The following is a 14,504-nucleotide window of genomic DNA, read 5'->3' as shown; positions in this document are numbered from 1 at the left end:
AGAAGCATAATCTTGGACGCGCTGGCTGAGGATCCAATTTGCGGATCTAGGCCCTCCAAAGGCGCGGCTATTTGGTAATCGGCCCGGAAAGCGATGAGGCCGCGCAGCGTTTTACTGATGTCAAAACGGCTCTTCGGGTTTTTCGAAGCGGCGAACAAAACAGATCATTGTCCGCCCGGCAAGAAGAAGCTCGTCTTGCATGTTGACACCAAGAAGTCGAACGGAGTTTGAGATTGTAGAATTGCTCCATTCTTAAGCTGATGTGCGAGGACTGAGCCTGCTCACTCTCGCGCATTGGCGCTGTCCGAAACGGGGAGATTGCAATTGGTCGCAACAAGCAAGTATTCGCCTCCGCTATGTTCGCGGTCACCGATGCCCACTTCGATGCGCTGACCGGACGGGTCGATGTGCTGTTCGACCTCGTGGCGACCGACCGCCGGCAGATGCGGCAGGGCGTGGCGACCGCGCTGGCGCAGGCCGAGGCGCCGTTCCCGCCCGAACCGGGCCAGACCGGCTACGCCCTGCGCGGCTCGACCTTCCGCGGCGAGACGGCGTTCAGTCTCGGCCTTTCGCACCGGCTCAACATCGATGCGCCGGTGACGATCACCGCCAACGTCTCGCACTCGGGCGGCAAGAACACCGGTGCCGCGCTAGGGGTCGCGGGCATCTTCTGACCGGTTGCAAGCGGGCGGGGCCGCCGCGGTCCCGCCCATTTGCCTGCACAATCGCCGACAATCGCAAAACCGAGTCTTCCCGGCCACACCACAAGATATCGAGTCCCCGAATCCCCAAGAGACTCAATATCCTGTGCCGGACTCTTTTCGTTCCGCGTTAACCTTATTCTGCTAAGGCCCAAGTGCGGCAAACATGCCGCTTGACCTCGGACTCCAAGGGACTCACCCTGTGGATAACTCAAGGGGGCAATTACGAATGGGCCAGCTTACCAAGATCCGCCCGGCGCAAGCCGGTACGCCCGAGGTCGTGCTGCCGCTCGGCCGCATCCTGCCGGGCGACTGCGTCGCGGCGATGCGTTCGCTGCCGACCGCAAGCGTCGATCTCGTGTTCGCGGATCCGCCTTACAACCTGCAGCTCGGCGGCGATCTCAACCGGCCCGACGGCAGCCATGTCGACGCGGTTACCGATCACTGGGACCAGTTCGACAGCTTCAAGGCCTATGACGATTTCACGCGCGACTGGCTGACCGAGGCGCGCCGCGTGCTCAAGCCCGACGGGGCGCTGTGGGTCATCGGCAGCTACCACAACATCTACCGCGTCGGCGCGATCCTGCAGGATCTCGGCTTCTGGTTGCTCAACGACATCGTCTGGCGCAAGTCGAACCCGATGCCCAACTTCCGCGGCACCCGCTTCACCAACGCGCACGAGACGCTGCTGTGGGCTAGCCAGGGCGAGAAGGCCAAGTACCACTTCAATTACCGGGCGATGAAGACGCTCAACGACGAGCTGCAGATGCGCAGCGACTGGGTTCTGCCGATCTGCTCGGGGCAGGAACGGCTCAAGGAGGGCGGGACCAAGGTCCACCCGACGCAGAAGCCCGAGGCGCTGCTCTACCGCGTGCTGCTGGCGACGACCGAGAAGGGCGACGTCGTGCTCGACCCGTTCTTCGGCACCGGCACGACCGGCGCTGTGGCCAAGCGGCTCGGCCGGCAATGGATCGGCTGCGAGCGCGAGCAGGGCTATCGCGACGCCGCCTACAAGCGGATCGAGAAGGAACTTCCGCTCGACGAAAGCGCGATCTCGACGATGCAGAGCCGCAAGGAGCAGCCGCGCGTCGCCTTCGGTGCGGTGGTCGAAGCCGGGCTGATCCCGCCGGGAACCGAACTGTTCGACAAGAAGCGCCAATGGCGCGCCACCGTGCGCGCCGACGGCTCTCTCGAGAGCGGCAAGGAGACCGGCTCGATCCACCACGTCGGCAAGACCCTGCAGGGCGCGCCGAGCTGCAACGGCTGGACCTTCTGGCACATGGAACGCGACGGCGAGGTCAAGCCGATCGACGCAGCGCGGCAGATGTACCTGCTGGCCGTGGAGGACTGAGCGGGCCGGGAGAAGCCTTGGCCCGTGTCAGGCACGGGCCGACGGGAAACTGGTGCGCAAACTTCATCGTCGCCCCGTGCTCGACACGGGGCAAGGCTATTCTTGCGGCGGAGCGCTGTCGGCGAACCACTCGTCCCACAGGTCGTTCCAGTCCGGATTATCCGCCTCGATGAGAGCGAACTTCCATTCCCTTCGCCACTTCTAGACGAGCTTCTCGCGCGCTATCGCCGGTTCAATTTCCTCGTGCCGCTCGGCGTAGACAAGGCGAGTTTTGCCGGTTTCGGCGACATGCTGCGAACCTTTTCCTTCTCGATGTTGCCAAGCACGGTGAATGAGGTCGGCCGTAACCCCGACGTACATGCCGCCGCGGTATCGGTTCGCCATGATGTCAAGCCAGCCGCCCTTTTGCATGCATCGAGAATGGCGAAATGTTGTTCGAAAAGAGAGCCTTGGCCCGTGTCGAGCACGGGCCGACGGAAGGGTTGGAAAGCGTCCGCTACCCGGCGGTGCAAGTTTTTGCTGTCCTACAAGGTGGCGGATGTGCCAGCACCGATCGCATGGCTGGACAGCACAAATCGAATGCGATCGCACCGGTTTGCCCGCGGTCCTGCGCGAGGCCCGGAGTTTTGCCCCAGGACACTGTCAACCTGTCAACCTCGTGGCGCCTTCCGGGGTGACATTTGACTGACATTTGGACGATTCACGCCGGGCCGTTATGCGGTGTCGCGCGCAGGAACAGGATGCAGGCTTGACCGACCGAATTTACATCCAGCCGCTGACCCTCGCTCCTTCGCCGCAGGCCTTCGAAGGCGAGGCGGTGCGGCTGGCCGGGGGCATGGCCTATGCCCGCGAGTTCGCCGTCATGGTCGCCGCCGGGGGCAAGGTGACGCGGCGCGAGCTGGCAACGTCGGCGACCATCGCGGGCGTCCTTGCAGGCTTGCCCGATGCGCTGGCCGAGGAGGGCGAGCGGCAGTGGGGCAACCTGCGGATGGCGCATCCGCCGTTGGAGCTTGGCGAGCGGACGGTGCGGCTCGACCAGCCGCAGGTCATGGGGGTGCTCAACGTCACCCCGGACTCAATGTCCGACGGCGGACAATTCCTCGACAACGAGGACGCCGCCAACGAGCACGCCGCCGCCATGCACGAGGCGGGCGCGGCGATCATCGACATCGGCGGCGAGAGTACCCGGCCCGGAGCGGCTGCCGTGTGGGAGGGTGACGAACTCAAGCGCGTCGTCCCGGCAGTCGAACACTGCGTGGCGATGGGCGCGGCGGTCAGCATCGACACGCGCCGCCCGGCGGTGATGGAGGCGGCGCTGTCGGCAGGCGCGCAGATCATCAACGACGTTTCCGCCCTGCGCCACGATCCGCGCAGCCTCGAGTTCGCCGCTGCTTCGGACAAGCCGGTGATCCTGATGCACGCACCGGGGCCGAGCGGCGAGGTGGCGGGCGACCTCCACAACGATGCGAAATACGGCAACGTCGTGTTCGACGTGTTCGACTGGCTGGCCGAAGCGCGCGACCGGGCGGTGGCGGGCGGGATCAGGCGCGAGAACGTGATCCTCGACCCGGGCATCGGCTTCGGCAAGTCGGTGGCCGACAACCTCGCGCTGCTCAACGCGCTCCCGCTGTTCCATGCGCTCGGACAGCCTTTGCTGCTCGGGGCGAGCCGCAAGCGGACCATCGGCGCGCTCAGCAACGAGGCTCCGGCGCACCAGCGGCTCGGCGGTTCGCTGGCGCTGGCGCAGGTCGGGATGGACGCCGGATACCAGTTGCTGCGAGTCCACGACGTCTTCGAGACGGTGCAGGCGCGCAATGTCTGGCGCGGGCTGCGCGACGCGGCGCTGACCGACTTTTCCGCTCTGGCCGACTGATTCCGTGCATTTTTTGCGATGGGGCGTGGATTAAACCTCAGCCCAGAGCCGTTTTCCTCACGACCCGCTGCTCACCGGCGGGAAGATATGAGGAGTAGAACGATGAAAAACCTTGCGATTTCCGCCCTGGCGCTGATTGCCGTCGCCGGTACCGCCCATGCCGCGGTCGAGGGCATCCCCTTCGAGCAGGTCCGCGCCCAGCACGAAGAGTCGCTGATCCTGACCAGCCCGATCGCCGGGATCGAGAACCACCTGTGGTTCGACTACCGGATCAACGTCACCGAGGCGCAGAAAGAGCTTGCGAGCGACCTGCGCCGCGTCAGCGACGCCGAGGACTATCGCGACGCGTGGGACGAATACGGCCACGAGCTGCGCCACGAGCGCACGCACTACATCAAGGAAATGGCCGAGCGCGGATACCGCACGCCGTCGGTGACGATCGAGCGCGGTTACTAAGCCGCGTTCTCTATCCCGAGGTCGCCGAGCTTGCGGTAGAGGGTCGACCGTCCGATCCCGAGCCGCCGGGCGACCTCGGTCATCCGGCCGCGGTAGTGGCCGATCGCGAGGCGGATCACGTCCGCCTCGATTTCCTCGAGCGGGCGCAGGTTGCCGTCCGGGGTGTAGAGCTGGACGCCGACGCCCTCGGTACCCTGCGATGCCGGCCCGTCGAATTCTCCGAGCAGCTGCGAGAGCTGTGGGAAATCGCCCGCGGTCAGTGCCGCACCATCGCAGAACACCGCGGCGCGGAACAGCACCGCCTGGAGCTGGCGGACGTTGCCCGGCCAGTCGAAGGCGCTGAGCAGCTTGAGCGCCGGTTCGGTGATGCCGAGTTCGCGCAGCCCCGGCTGTTCGCCGATGCGTCCGAGGAAGTGACGGGTGAGGGCGGGAATGTCGCTGGTCCGGTCGCGGAGCGGCGGCAGGACCACTCGGGCCCCGGCCAGCACATCGAGCAGGTCGGCGCAAAAGTTGCCTGTCGCGACGAGATCGGTCAGCGGAAAGTTGCTCGTGGCGATGACGCGCAGGTCGACCTTGAACGAATGCTTTGCGCCGATTGGTCGAATGCTGCGCTTGGTCAGCGCCTCACTCAGTCGCTGTTGCAACTCGGGTGAGAGTCGGTCGACCTCGTCAAACACCACTGTGCCGCCATCGAGGTTCTGCAGCACACCGACCTGGCGGTCGAACGCGCCGGGAAATGAGTTCTTCTCGTGTCCGAAAAGCACCGACTCGATCGAGTTGGCCGGAATGCTGCGCACGTTGACGATGCGGAACGGGGCCTTGGTACGAGGCGATGCCGCGACCATGGCGCGGACCAGCATTTCCTTGCCGGTGCCGCTTTCGCCCTCGATCAGCACCGGCCCATGGCCGCGGGCCGCCTTGGCCGCCTTGGCCAGCGCATCGCGGAAGGGTGGCGCCGTGCCGATCATCGAATCGAAGTCGAGATCGGCGGGCATCTTTTCGGTCAGCGGGGTGAGTTCGTCCTTGGGCGTCTCGCGCGTGGTGGCATTGCGCAGCGCCTGCATCAGCCGGTCGGGAGCGACGGGCTTGACGAGGTAGTCGGTGGCCCCGGCGCGCATCGCCTCGACCGCGAGCAGCGGGCTGGCGCTGGTCGTCAGCATCAGGATCGGCAGGGCGGGCCGGCGTTCCTTGAGTTCGGCGATCAGCTGGCAGGCGTCGTCACCCGGGACCCACTGGTCGAGGATGATCGCGGACAGCTGCATGCCCTGCCGCGTGCCGAGCGTGGCTATCGCTGTCTCCGAATCCTTGACGACGAGCGTGCGCCAGCCCTCCCGCGCGGTGAGCGCAGAGATCAGCCGGCTCTGTGCCGGCTCGTCGTCGATAAGCATCAACAGGCGTTCTTCCTGTTCGGCCATGCGCTCCCCTGTGTGCCTTAGAATGCGAACCCGCTGTATCTTCGGCAAACCCTAGCCGAGAGGAGTAAAGAGCCGATTAAGCACCACATCCTTCCCCGGCACCCCGCTCAGGAGGGGCTTGAGTACGTTCCGGCGTCACTCTAGAGCAGGGGGCAAAGGTTCAACTGACAGGATGCAGCAAATGGCTTCGGCAAACGACATGAAGGCGCACGAGGGAACTTACGGAAGTTTCATTGGGCTGCTGAAATGGTCCGTCCCGCTCATTGCGCTGATCGCGCTCTTCGTGATCTTCATCATTTCCTGATCGTTGCCTGAGGGGGGAGGCAGATGCGGATCGCGGTTCTGAGGGAGAGGGCCGCGGGCGAGTGTCGCGTTGCCGCCACTCCCGAGACGGTCAAGAAATTCATCGCGCTCGGCGCCACCGTAGCGGTCGAAGCGGGCGCCGGTGCCGGTGCCGGAATTTCCGATGCAGCCTACAGCGAAGCGGGGGCCGAGGTCGGCAGCGCCGCCGCAGCCCTCAAGGGCGCGGGCATCGTGCTCGCCGTGCAGGCACCCGATCCCGGTGACCTGAAAGGGGCCGACAAGGGTGCCTGGGTCGCGGCCACCTTCGACCCGTTCGGCAATCGTGCCCGCGTCGACGCCTATGCCAAGGCAGGGCTCGAGGCGCTGGCGATGGAATTCATGCCGCGCATCACCCGCGCGCAGTCGATGGACGTCCTTTCCAGCCAGTCGAACCTCGCCGGCTACAAGGCGGTGCTGGCTGCCGCGAACGTTTACGGCCGCGCCTTCCCCATGATGATGACCGCCGCGGGCACGATCTCGGCGGCGAAGGTCTTCGTTATGGGCGTCGGCGTTGCGGGCCTGCAGGCTATCGCCACCGCCAAGCGGCTCGGCGCGCAGGTTTCGGCGACCGACGTGCGCTCGGCAACCAGGGAGCAGATCAAGTCGCTCGGCGCCAAGCCCATTTTCGTCGAAAGCGTCGCCGGCATCGAGGGTGAAGGCAGCGGCGGCTATGCCACCGAGATGAGCGAGGAATACCAGAAGGCGCAGGCCGAACTGGTCAGCTCGCACATCGCCAAGCAGGACATCGTCATCACGACCGCGCTGATCCCCGGCCGCGCCGCGCCGCGTCTGATCAGCGACGCGCAGATCGCCACGATGCGCCCGGGCAGCGTGATCTTCGACCTCGCGGTGGCGCAGGGCGGCAACGTCGAGGGCTCGGCGCCCGACCAGGTCGTCGAGAAACACGGCGTCAAGATCATCGGCTATTCGAACACAGCCAACCACCTCGCCGCCGACGCGAGCGCGCTGTTCAGCCGAAACCTCTACAACTTCCTCTCGGCCTTCTGGGACAAGGAAGCCGGCAAACCGGTGCTCGACGAGGAAATTGGCGACGCCGTGCGGCTGACGCAGGGCGGCGCGGTGGTCAACGAAAGGCTCAAAGGGTGAAGCTTTCGATTGCAGCGTTGGCGACAGTGGCAATGCTGGCCGGTGTCGCTACCCCGGCGCATGCCGAAAAGCTTTATTCGATGTGGCGTCTCAGTCCGACCACCGCGACCGGGGAGCGGACGGTGGCGTTCAATGACGTCATCCTCGAACAACAGCTCCAGCCGTTGAAGGCAGTTCGGCTGTCCGAGGCGGCAGTCACGCAGGACGGCAAGACTTTCGCCGCCGATACGCCGCTGTTTCGCGTTTTCCAGGACGATGGTCGGCAGGCCTACTGCACGGTCAAGGATCGTTCGCCCGGCAATGTCGCCAAGTCGCTGTTCATCCCCGCACTCGATAAGCGGCCATGCTTCGTCGATCGCGACGGCGACAGGCGCTTCGATGCGGCGTTCAGCGTGTTCGACAAGTACGGCAGCGCACTGGCACCGAGCGGTGACCTGAAGAGTGCCGTCAACCTGCAGGGGGGCGGGGCATACGCCGCACTCGACAGTGCGGCATTCCCCTCGGCCTTTCGCTTCACCTTCCAGCTCAACGGCAAGCGTGAGGCGGCCAAGGCGCGGGTCGACGTGAGCTTCGACAACGGATCCGGCAAGCCGGTGCTGGGCGTCGCGAGGAACGAGCGCACCGGTAGCACTCTCACGGTGCTCAACGCCCGGTTTGAGTTCCTCGAGGTTACCGGCGAGCAGGCCAGAATTGTGATCTCTCCCGATAGCCAGGCCCTGCTGATGGGGGAGAGCGGCGGCAGCTTTGCGGTGGTCGATGCGCTGCCAACATTCCTCGCCACAGGCGAGCAAGAAGAAGATGGGACCGAAGGATGAAGTTGCTGACAGTTACCGCCGTCGCCTCGCTCGTGGCGCTCGCAGTCCCGGCGCAGGCCGAGGATGCCACACCGATCGAGCTCAAGCATTTCATGTCGGCCCTGTCGGTCGCCGACATCGAGGCGGAGACCAGGTTCTTTACCGACGTGCTCGACTTCGAGGTGGTTAAGGACGTGCCGCTGGGCGATGCGATGCATTTCCGCTGGCTGAAGAACGGCACCCAAGGGATCGAACTCGTCCAGATGGCGGATTCGAAGCCCGGTCCGGAACGTGGCCCGCCACCGTCGCATCTCCTGGTGCGCGGCCCGGGCCAGCTGATGATGGAAGTGGCCAGCCTCGAGGCGACCAAGGCGGCGCTCGCGGCCAAGGACATTACGCCCGATGTCGATATCACCGACGTCGCGCCGCTCGGTATCAGGGTGATGTTCGTGATGGACCCCGAAGGCAATCCCATCGAACTGGTCGAGGTGAAGCAGGGCGGGGAGGGGAATTGATGATGTTGTGGCCAGCGCGAGCTGCGGGTTCCCTTCTCGCTGATGCAGCGGGCAACCTCATCGCGCAAAAGTTGTGAGGGAACGTGAAGCCCTTCAGCCTCCCCGGTACGGGGAGGGGGACCGCGCAAAGCGCGGTGGAGGAGATTCTCGGTTCATAGCCAGGCCAACGGTCAAGCGCGCACGCCAACTGCGTCGCAACATGAGCGCACCCGAGCGCTTGTTATGGCAGCGACTGCGCCAGCGGCCGAATGGCTTCAAATTCCGACGGCAGCATCCGGTGGGCGACTACATCGTCGACTTTTGTTGTCTGTCCGAGCGTTTCGTGATCGAGGTCGATGGCATTTCACACGAGATGGGCAGCGGCCCCATGCAAGACGACAAGCGGTCGAGATTTCTGAGAGAAAACGGGTTCAGGGTGCTGCGCGTGGCCGCGGCCCGTGTGATGGCCGATGCGGATGGTACCGCAGAAGCTATCGCTGCGCGGGTAGCGAGTCCCCTCCACCGTCCTGCGGACGGTCCCCCTCCCCGTACCGGGGAGGCAAGGTAATGGACTTCATCAGTATCCTATCGATCTTCGTGCTGGCCTGCTTCGTGGGCTACTACGTCGTCTGGTCGGTCACCCCGGCGCTGCATACGCCGCTGATGGCGGTGACCAACGCGATTTCCTCGGTCATCATCGTCGGGGCGCTGATCGCGGCGGCGGCGGCGGGTACTCCCGCCGCGAAGTGGCTCGGATTGCTCGGGGTCACGCTGGCGAGCGTCAACATCTTCGGCGGTTTCGCGGTCACCGCGCGCATGCTGGCGATGTACAAGAAGAAGGAAAAAGCTGCGCCCAAGGCCGGAGGTGAGGCATGAGCACGTCCGACCTCGTCGTGCCACAAGGCAGCGAATTCCAGTTTACCGACGAGAGCGGTCGCTCGATCGTCGGCGCGGTTGCGGAGACGGCGCACGCTGTGAACCCGTGGGTCGCGGTGGCCTATCTCGCGGCAGGCGTGCTGTTCATCCTCGCGCTGCGCGGATTGTCGAGCCCGGCGACCAGCCGGGCGGGCAACCGCTACGGCATGATCGGCATGCTGATCGCCGTGGTGACGACGCTGGTCACGCACTTTCCGGGCGAGCTGTTCTACGGCGATACAATCGTTACTTCAGGCGAGAGTTTCCAGCATTTTGGCCCAGATTGGGCATCCTTCGGCGAAATCCTCGCCGCCATCGCTATCGGCGCGATCATCGGCCTGACGACCGCGCGGCGCATCGCCATGACCGCGATGCCGCAACTCGTCGCGGCGTTCCACTCGCTCGTCGGCCTCGCTGCGGTGCTAGTCGCCGTCGCCGCCTTCCTCAATCCCGACGCCTTTGGCATCCTCGGAGTGAGCGGCGATATCCTGCCGGTGAGCCGGATCGAGATGACGCTCGGCGCGGCGATCGGCGCGATCACCTTCTCCGGTTCGGTCATCGCCTTCGCCAAATTGAACGGCAACATGAGCGGCGCGCCGATCCTGCTACCGGCGCGGCACTGGATCAATCTCGGCACGCTGGCCGCGATCCTGATCCTGACCGTGATGTTCACCCATTCGCCGGTCGGCGGACCAGGCGAGAACCCCTTGTTCTGGGTCGTCGTCGCGCTCGCCTTCGCCATCGGCTTCCTGCTGATCATCCCGATCGGCGGGGCGGACATGCCGGTCGTCGTCTCGATGCTCAACTCGTACTCGGGCTGGGCGGCGGCGGCGATGGGCTTCACGCTGCACAACACCGCGATGATCATCACCGGCGCGCTGGTCGGCTCTTCGGGTGCGATCCTCAGCTACATCATGTGCCGGGCTATGAACCGCAGCTTCATCTCGGTCATCGCCGGCGGGTTCGGGGCGGACGCCTCGTCCAGCTCCTCCGGTGGCGGTGAGCAGCGGCCCTACAAGTCGGGCAGCGCCGAAGACGCCGCCTACATGCTCGAACAGGCCGAGAAGGTCATCATCATCCCCGGCTACGGCATGGCGGTGGCGCAGGCGCAGCACGCGCTGCGCGAGATGGCCGACCTGCTCAAGGAAAAGGGCGTCGAGGTGAAGTACGCCATCCACCCGGTGGCGGGCCGCATGCCCGGGCACATGAACGTGCTGCTGGCCGAGGCCAACGTGCCCTACGACGAGGTCTTCGAGCTGGAGGACATCAATTCCGAGTTCGCGCAGGCCGATGTCGCCTTCATCATCGGCGCGAACGACGTGGTCAATCCGGCGGCCAAGACCGACAAGGGCAGCCCGATCTACGGCATGCCGGTGTTCGACGTCGACAAGGCCAAGCAGGTCTTCTTCATCAAGCGCAGCATGGGCGGCGTGGGCTATGCGGGCGTCGACAACGACGTCTTCTACATGGACCAGACCATGATGCTGCTGGCCGATGCCAAGAAGATGGTTGAGGATATCAACAAGGCGCTTGACGCCTGAGCCGCGGCACGGGACCATTCGCGCCAGGGCGCGGCTCGGGTCGAGGGAAATTCGACCGGCGCCGCATGGTCGAATGAGGAAGTACGGTATTGCGCAAGCTCGGAATCATCGGGGGGATCAGCTGGGTTTCGACCCGTAGCTATTACGAGGAAATCAACCGCCAGGTGCAGGCTCGCACCGACCGCAGGCACAGCGCGCCGCTGGCCATCGAGAGCGTCGATTTCTCGCAGTTCTATCGCCTGCAGGATCCCGAGGAATGGGCCCGGGCAACCGAGGTCCTGATCGAGGCCGGGCGCAACCTCGAACGCTCCGGCGCGGGCGCGCTGGTGATCGCCGCCAACGCGATGCACAAGGTTTACGACAAGGTGGCCGCCGGCGTGGACGTACCGGTCTTCCACATCGCCGAGGCGGTGGGCGAAAAGATGGCCGCCGACGGGGTCAAGTCGGCCGCTTTGTTCGGCACACGCAACGTGATGACCGAGAGCTTCTTCCGCCGCCGCCTTGTCGCGCACGGCATCGACCTGCTGCCGCCGAACATGGAAGACGCCGAGACGCTCGACCGGATCATCTACGACGAGCTGATGATCGGAAAGGTGACACGCGGTGCGGAGCGCGCGCTCAAGACCATGATCACGCAAATGGAGCAGGACGGGGCCAAGGCCATCGTCCTCGCCTCGACCGAGCTCGACCGTGTGGTCGATGTCGATGCCAACGTCCTGCCGATCTACGACAGCACGCGAATCCACGCGAAGCTGGCGGCGGAGTGGATTTTGGGCGAAGATTGAGGGCTTTCCGCCCGCGTTCCCGACCCGTTCCCGTTGTCTTTGACCGCTGTGCCGCCTACCCCGCGCCGCATGAACCGCGCCTCCTACGCCAGCGATCCGAACGCATCGCGCGGGCGCGAATTCGTCGAGGATCGCGTCGGCGCGCGGGGGCCGCGCAGCGAATTCCAGCGCGACCGCGACCGCATCCTCCATTCAATTGCCTTCCGCCGATTGGCGGGCAAGACGCAGGTCTTCATCGCCCCCGATGGCGACCACTACCGGGTGCGCCTTACGCACAGCCTCGAAGTCGCGCAGATCGGCCGGGTCATCGCCCGCGAACTGGGTCTCGACGAGGACCTGACCGAGGCGCTGTGCCTCGCCCACGACATCGGCCACCCACCCTTCGGTCACGCCGGTGAAGAGGCTCTCGAAGCAGCGCTGGAGGCGCGCGGCGGATTCGATCACAACGAGCATTGCCTGCGCACCGTGATGCGGCTCGACAGCCCCTACTGCAGCCATCCCGGACTCAACCTGAGCTGGGAACTGCTCGAAGGGCTCGCCAAGCACAACGGACCGGTCGACAGGCCCCACTGGGCGCTGGAGGAACTCGACAGCGCCTATTCGCTCGACCTGGGTACGCAGGGCTCGCTCGAGGCGCAGGTCGCCGCGCTGGCCGACGACATCGCCTACGACAACCACGACATCGATGATGGGCTGCGCGCGGGGATCCTCGAACTCGACCAGCTGCTCGAACTCGATTTCGTCCGCGACCAGTGGAAGCGGATCGAGGCGCGCTTTCATGGCGCCAGTCCGGCGGCCTTGCTGCGCGAACTGGTGCGCGGGCAGATCGGGCTGATGGTCAACGACGTGATCGAGACCACGCGCGAGCGGATCAAGGGCGTCGGGTCGGCCGACGAGGTCCGCGCTGCTCCGGAACCTTTGGCGGCGTTTTCGGTCGGAATGGCGCTGGAAGAACGCACTTTGAAGCGCTTCATGTACGCCAACATGTACCACCACGAGCAGCAGAAGGAGACGGCGACGCGGGCTCGCGACGTGATCGCGCGGCTCTTCGCCGGCTACCACCAGGATGAGAAGCTGCTGCCCGAAAGCTGGCGCATGACCATGCCGCCGGGCGAGCCGGGCCGCGGTCGCCACGTCGCCGATTTCATCGCCGGGATGACCGACCGCTACGCCATCGACAGCTATCGCAAGGTCTACGGCCAGACCCCGCAAGGCCTCTCGAATGTCTGACGTGCCGCGCATTCTCCTGGTCGGAGCGACCGGCCTCGTCGGCACCCGCGTGATGGAGGCGGCCGTCGGGCGCAGCGACCTGCGTCTCGTCGCGCTGACCCGGCGGGAGGCGCCAATGCCGCCCGGGGCGCGGATGGAGATGATGGTTTCCGAGCCGCCGCGCTGGGACGAGGCGATTGCCCTGATCGCTCCCGAAGCGGCGATCTGCGCGCTCGGCACCACATGGCGCAAGTCCGGGCGCGACGAGGCGGCGTTCCGGCAGGTTGACGAAGAGCTGGTCCTGCGCGTCGCCCGTGCCGCGGTGACGGCGGGCGTGCGCAACTTCGTGTTCGTCTCCTCGGTCGGGGCCAACCCCGGCAGCAAGGCGTTGTACCTGCGCGTGAAGGGCGAGGTCGAAGCGCGGCTGCGCAAGCTAGGTTTCCACCGCCTCGACATCCTGCGCCCCGGTCTGCTGCGCGGTCCGCGCACGTCCGACAGGCGCATCGCCGAGCGGCTCGGCATCATCGCCAGCCCGCTGACCAACCTCGTCCTGACCGGCTCGAAGCGGCAATACCGCGCCATCGATGCGCGACAGGTGGCGCTGGCGGCGCTCCAGGCAACGCGCGAAAAGGCGCGCGGCACGTTCCTCCACGACAGCGACGGCATCGTGCGCCTCGCCCGCCGCCTCGACGGCGCATCGTGAGGCGACAGGCTCCAGCCGCCGCGCGCAACCGCGAGCCGATTGCCAAAGTGCTGGCGGAGGAATTGCCGGCCTCGGGGCTGGTGCTGGAAATCGCCAGCGGGACCGGCGAGCACGCGGTCCATTTCGCGCGCCGCTTCCCGCAGCTTTACTGGCAGCCAAGCGACCCTGACAGCGATGCGCTGGAATCGATCGCCGCATGGCGCGAGCACGAGGGGCTGGGCAACGTTCTCCCGCCGCGGCAACTCGATGCCGGCAAGAGCGATTGGCCGATTGAAAACGCCGATGCCATCGTGTGCATCAACATGGTCCACATTAGCCCGGTCGCGGCCACGCTTGGCCTGCTGGACCGAGCCGGCGACCTGCTTCCCGACGGCGCACCCCTAGTCTTCTACGGCCCCTATTTGGAAGACGATGTCGAGACTGTGCCGAGCAATCTCGATTTCGATGCCAGCCTGAAGTCGCGCAATTCGGCGTGGGGCCTGCGCCAGCTCGGGTGGCTCGATGCGGAAGCGGCGGCGCGCGGGTTCGAACGCACCCGCCGGGTGGCCATGCCGGCCAACAACCTTACGCTGGTCTACCGCAAGAACGCGTAGCACCCGCCCGATGGGGCGGGTGCTGGGTTCGCGGCTTGTCCGTCAGATCGCGCGGTCGCCCGCTTCGCCGACGGACTCAATGTCGCGGCCGAGGCCCTTGACCGTGTTGCAGGCGGTGGCGGTCATGCAGACAGCACCGGCGAGCAGCACAACAACCAGCTTCTTGACCATCGAAATACCTTCCAGAAAAAGACGACTCAGGCATGGATCGCCCGATTTCTGGCT

General features: G+C 65.6%; 17 protein-coding genes and 1 pseudogene. 15 read left to right on the top strand and 3 right to left on the bottom strand.

The window, feature by feature from the left end:
* The first annotated feature begins 356 nt into the window (after positions 1-356).
* Together GRI89_RS03645 and GRI89_RS03640 are read left to right on the top strand one after the other, a co-directional pair.
* Entirely contained in the window at positions 357-674 is a 318-nt protein-coding gene (locus GRI89_RS03645; protein WP_159792298.1) for a YadA C-terminal domain-containing protein, read from the top strand.
* A 256-nt stretch (positions 675-930) separates the two neighbouring features.
* Positions 931-2,052: a site-specific DNA-methyltransferase gene (locus tag GRI89_RS03640; RefSeq protein ID WP_159792296.1), complete on the top strand. Its 1,122-nt coding sequence runs from the start codon at positions 931-933 to the stop codon at positions 2,050-2,052.
* 96 nt (positions 2,053-2,148) lie between these two features.
* Here the strand turns inward: GRI89_RS03640 and GRI89_RS03635 are convergent.
* Positions 2,149-2,463 (bottom strand): annotated as a pseudogene (locus tag GRI89_RS03635) (GIY-YIG nuclease family protein).
* 337 nt (positions 2,464-2,800) lie between these two features.
* Between GRI89_RS03635 and folP the strand changes: the two are divergent.
* Both folP and GRI89_RS03625 read left to right on the top strand, forming a co-directional pair.
* Entirely contained in the window at positions 2,801-3,925 is a 1,125-nt protein-coding gene (gene folP / locus GRI89_RS03630; protein ID WP_159792294.1) for a dihydropteroate synthase, read from the top strand.
* Between the two features lie 102 nt (positions 3,926-4,027).
* Positions 4,028-4,381 carry a hypothetical protein gene (locus GRI89_RS03625; RefSeq protein ID WP_159792292.1) on the top strand — a complete coding sequence of 118 codons (354 nt, stop codon included), beginning with the start codon at positions 4,028-4,030 and terminating at the stop codon, positions 4,379-4,381.
* Here the strand turns inward: GRI89_RS03625 and GRI89_RS03620 are convergent.
* Entirely contained in the window at positions 4,378-5,796 is a 1,419-nt protein-coding gene (locus tag GRI89_RS03620) for a sigma-54-dependent transcriptional regulator (protein WP_159792290.1), read from the bottom strand. The two genes, GRI89_RS03625 and GRI89_RS03620, sit on opposite strands and share 4 nt — an antisense overlap.
* Before the next feature lie 181 nt (positions 5,797-5,977).
* On the opposite strand from GRI89_RS03620, the gene GRI89_RS03615 reads away from it, so the two are divergent.
* The 11 genes from GRI89_RS03615 (at position 5,978) to GRI89_RS03565 (ending at position 14,279) form a co-directional block, all read left to right on the top strand.
* Entirely contained in the window at positions 5,978-6,100 is a 123-nt protein-coding gene (locus GRI89_RS03615) for an aa3-type cytochrome c oxidase subunit IV (RefSeq protein ID WP_159792288.1), read from the top strand.
* Between the two features lie 23 nt (positions 6,101-6,123).
* A complete protein-coding gene (locus GRI89_RS03610) occupies positions 6,124-7,245 on the top strand; it encodes an NAD(P) transhydrogenase subunit alpha (protein ID WP_159792286.1) in 1,122 nt (373 codons plus the stop codon).
* Complete coding sequence (locus tag GRI89_RS03605; RefSeq protein WP_159792284.1) at positions 7,242-8,060, top strand: hypothetical protein; 819 nt, start codon at positions 7,242-7,244, stop codon at positions 8,058-8,060. Before GRI89_RS03610 ends, GRI89_RS03605 begins: the two co-directional genes overlap by 4 nt.
* Positions 8,057-8,554, top strand: coding sequence for a VOC family protein (locus GRI89_RS03600; protein WP_159792282.1), 498 nt, complete (start codon positions 8,057-8,059; stop codon positions 8,552-8,554). The genes GRI89_RS03605 and GRI89_RS03600 overlap by 4 nt, the downstream gene beginning before the upstream one ends.
* A 73-nt stretch (positions 8,555-8,627) precedes the next feature.
* Positions 8,628-9,101 carry an endonuclease domain-containing protein gene (locus GRI89_RS03595; RefSeq protein ID WP_328598068.1) on the top strand — a complete coding sequence of 158 codons (474 nt, stop codon included), beginning with the start codon at positions 8,628-8,630 and terminating at the stop codon, positions 9,099-9,101.
* Complete coding sequence (locus tag GRI89_RS03590) at positions 9,101-9,409, top strand: proton-translocating transhydrogenase family protein (protein WP_159792278.1); 309 nt, start codon at positions 9,101-9,103, stop codon at positions 9,407-9,409. The genes GRI89_RS03595 and GRI89_RS03590 overlap by 1 nt, the downstream gene beginning before the upstream one ends.
* Positions 9,406-10,989 carry an NAD(P)(+) transhydrogenase (Re/Si-specific) subunit beta gene (locus GRI89_RS03585; protein WP_159792276.1) on the top strand — a complete coding sequence of 528 codons (1,584 nt, stop codon included), beginning with the start codon at positions 9,406-9,408 and terminating at the stop codon, positions 10,987-10,989. Before GRI89_RS03590 ends, GRI89_RS03585 begins: the two co-directional genes overlap by 4 nt.
* Positions 10,990-11,078: 89 nt before the next feature.
* Entirely contained in the window at positions 11,079-11,774 is a 696-nt protein-coding gene (locus GRI89_RS03580; protein ID WP_159792274.1) for an aspartate/glutamate racemase family protein, read from the top strand.
* A 69-nt stretch (positions 11,775-11,843) separates the two neighbouring features.
* A complete protein-coding gene (locus tag GRI89_RS03575; protein WP_159792272.1) occupies positions 11,844-13,004 on the top strand; it encodes a deoxyguanosinetriphosphate triphosphohydrolase in 1,161 nt (386 codons plus the stop codon).
* The gene (locus GRI89_RS03570; RefSeq protein WP_159792270.1) at positions 12,997-13,686 is read left to right on the top strand and encodes an NAD(P)H-binding protein; all 690 of its coding nucleotides are present in this window, start codon (positions 12,997-12,999) and stop codon (positions 13,684-13,686) included. Before GRI89_RS03575 ends, GRI89_RS03570 begins: the two co-directional genes overlap by 8 nt.
* Complete coding sequence (locus GRI89_RS03565; RefSeq protein WP_328598067.1) at positions 13,683-14,279, top strand: DUF938 domain-containing protein; 597 nt, start codon at positions 13,683-13,685, stop codon at positions 14,277-14,279. Before GRI89_RS03570 ends, GRI89_RS03565 begins: the two co-directional genes overlap by 4 nt.
* A 42-nt stretch (positions 14,280-14,321) precedes the next feature.
* Here the strand turns inward: GRI89_RS03565 and GRI89_RS03560 are convergent, their stop codons facing one another.
* Complete coding sequence (locus GRI89_RS03560) at positions 14,322-14,450, bottom strand: entericidin A/B family lipoprotein (RefSeq protein ID WP_159792268.1); 129 nt, start codon at positions 14,448-14,450, stop codon at positions 14,322-14,324.
* Positions 14,451-14,504 lie beyond the last annotated feature (54 nt).

This window comes from Croceibacterium salegens (assembly GCF_009827435.1).
GTDB classification, from domain to species: Bacteria; Pseudomonadota; Alphaproteobacteria; order Sphingomonadales; family Sphingomonadaceae; genus Croceibacterium_B; species Croceibacterium_B salegens.
The sequence above is the reverse complement of the archived record's forward strand: the minus strand, read 5'-3'. Positions and strand labels throughout refer to the sequence as shown.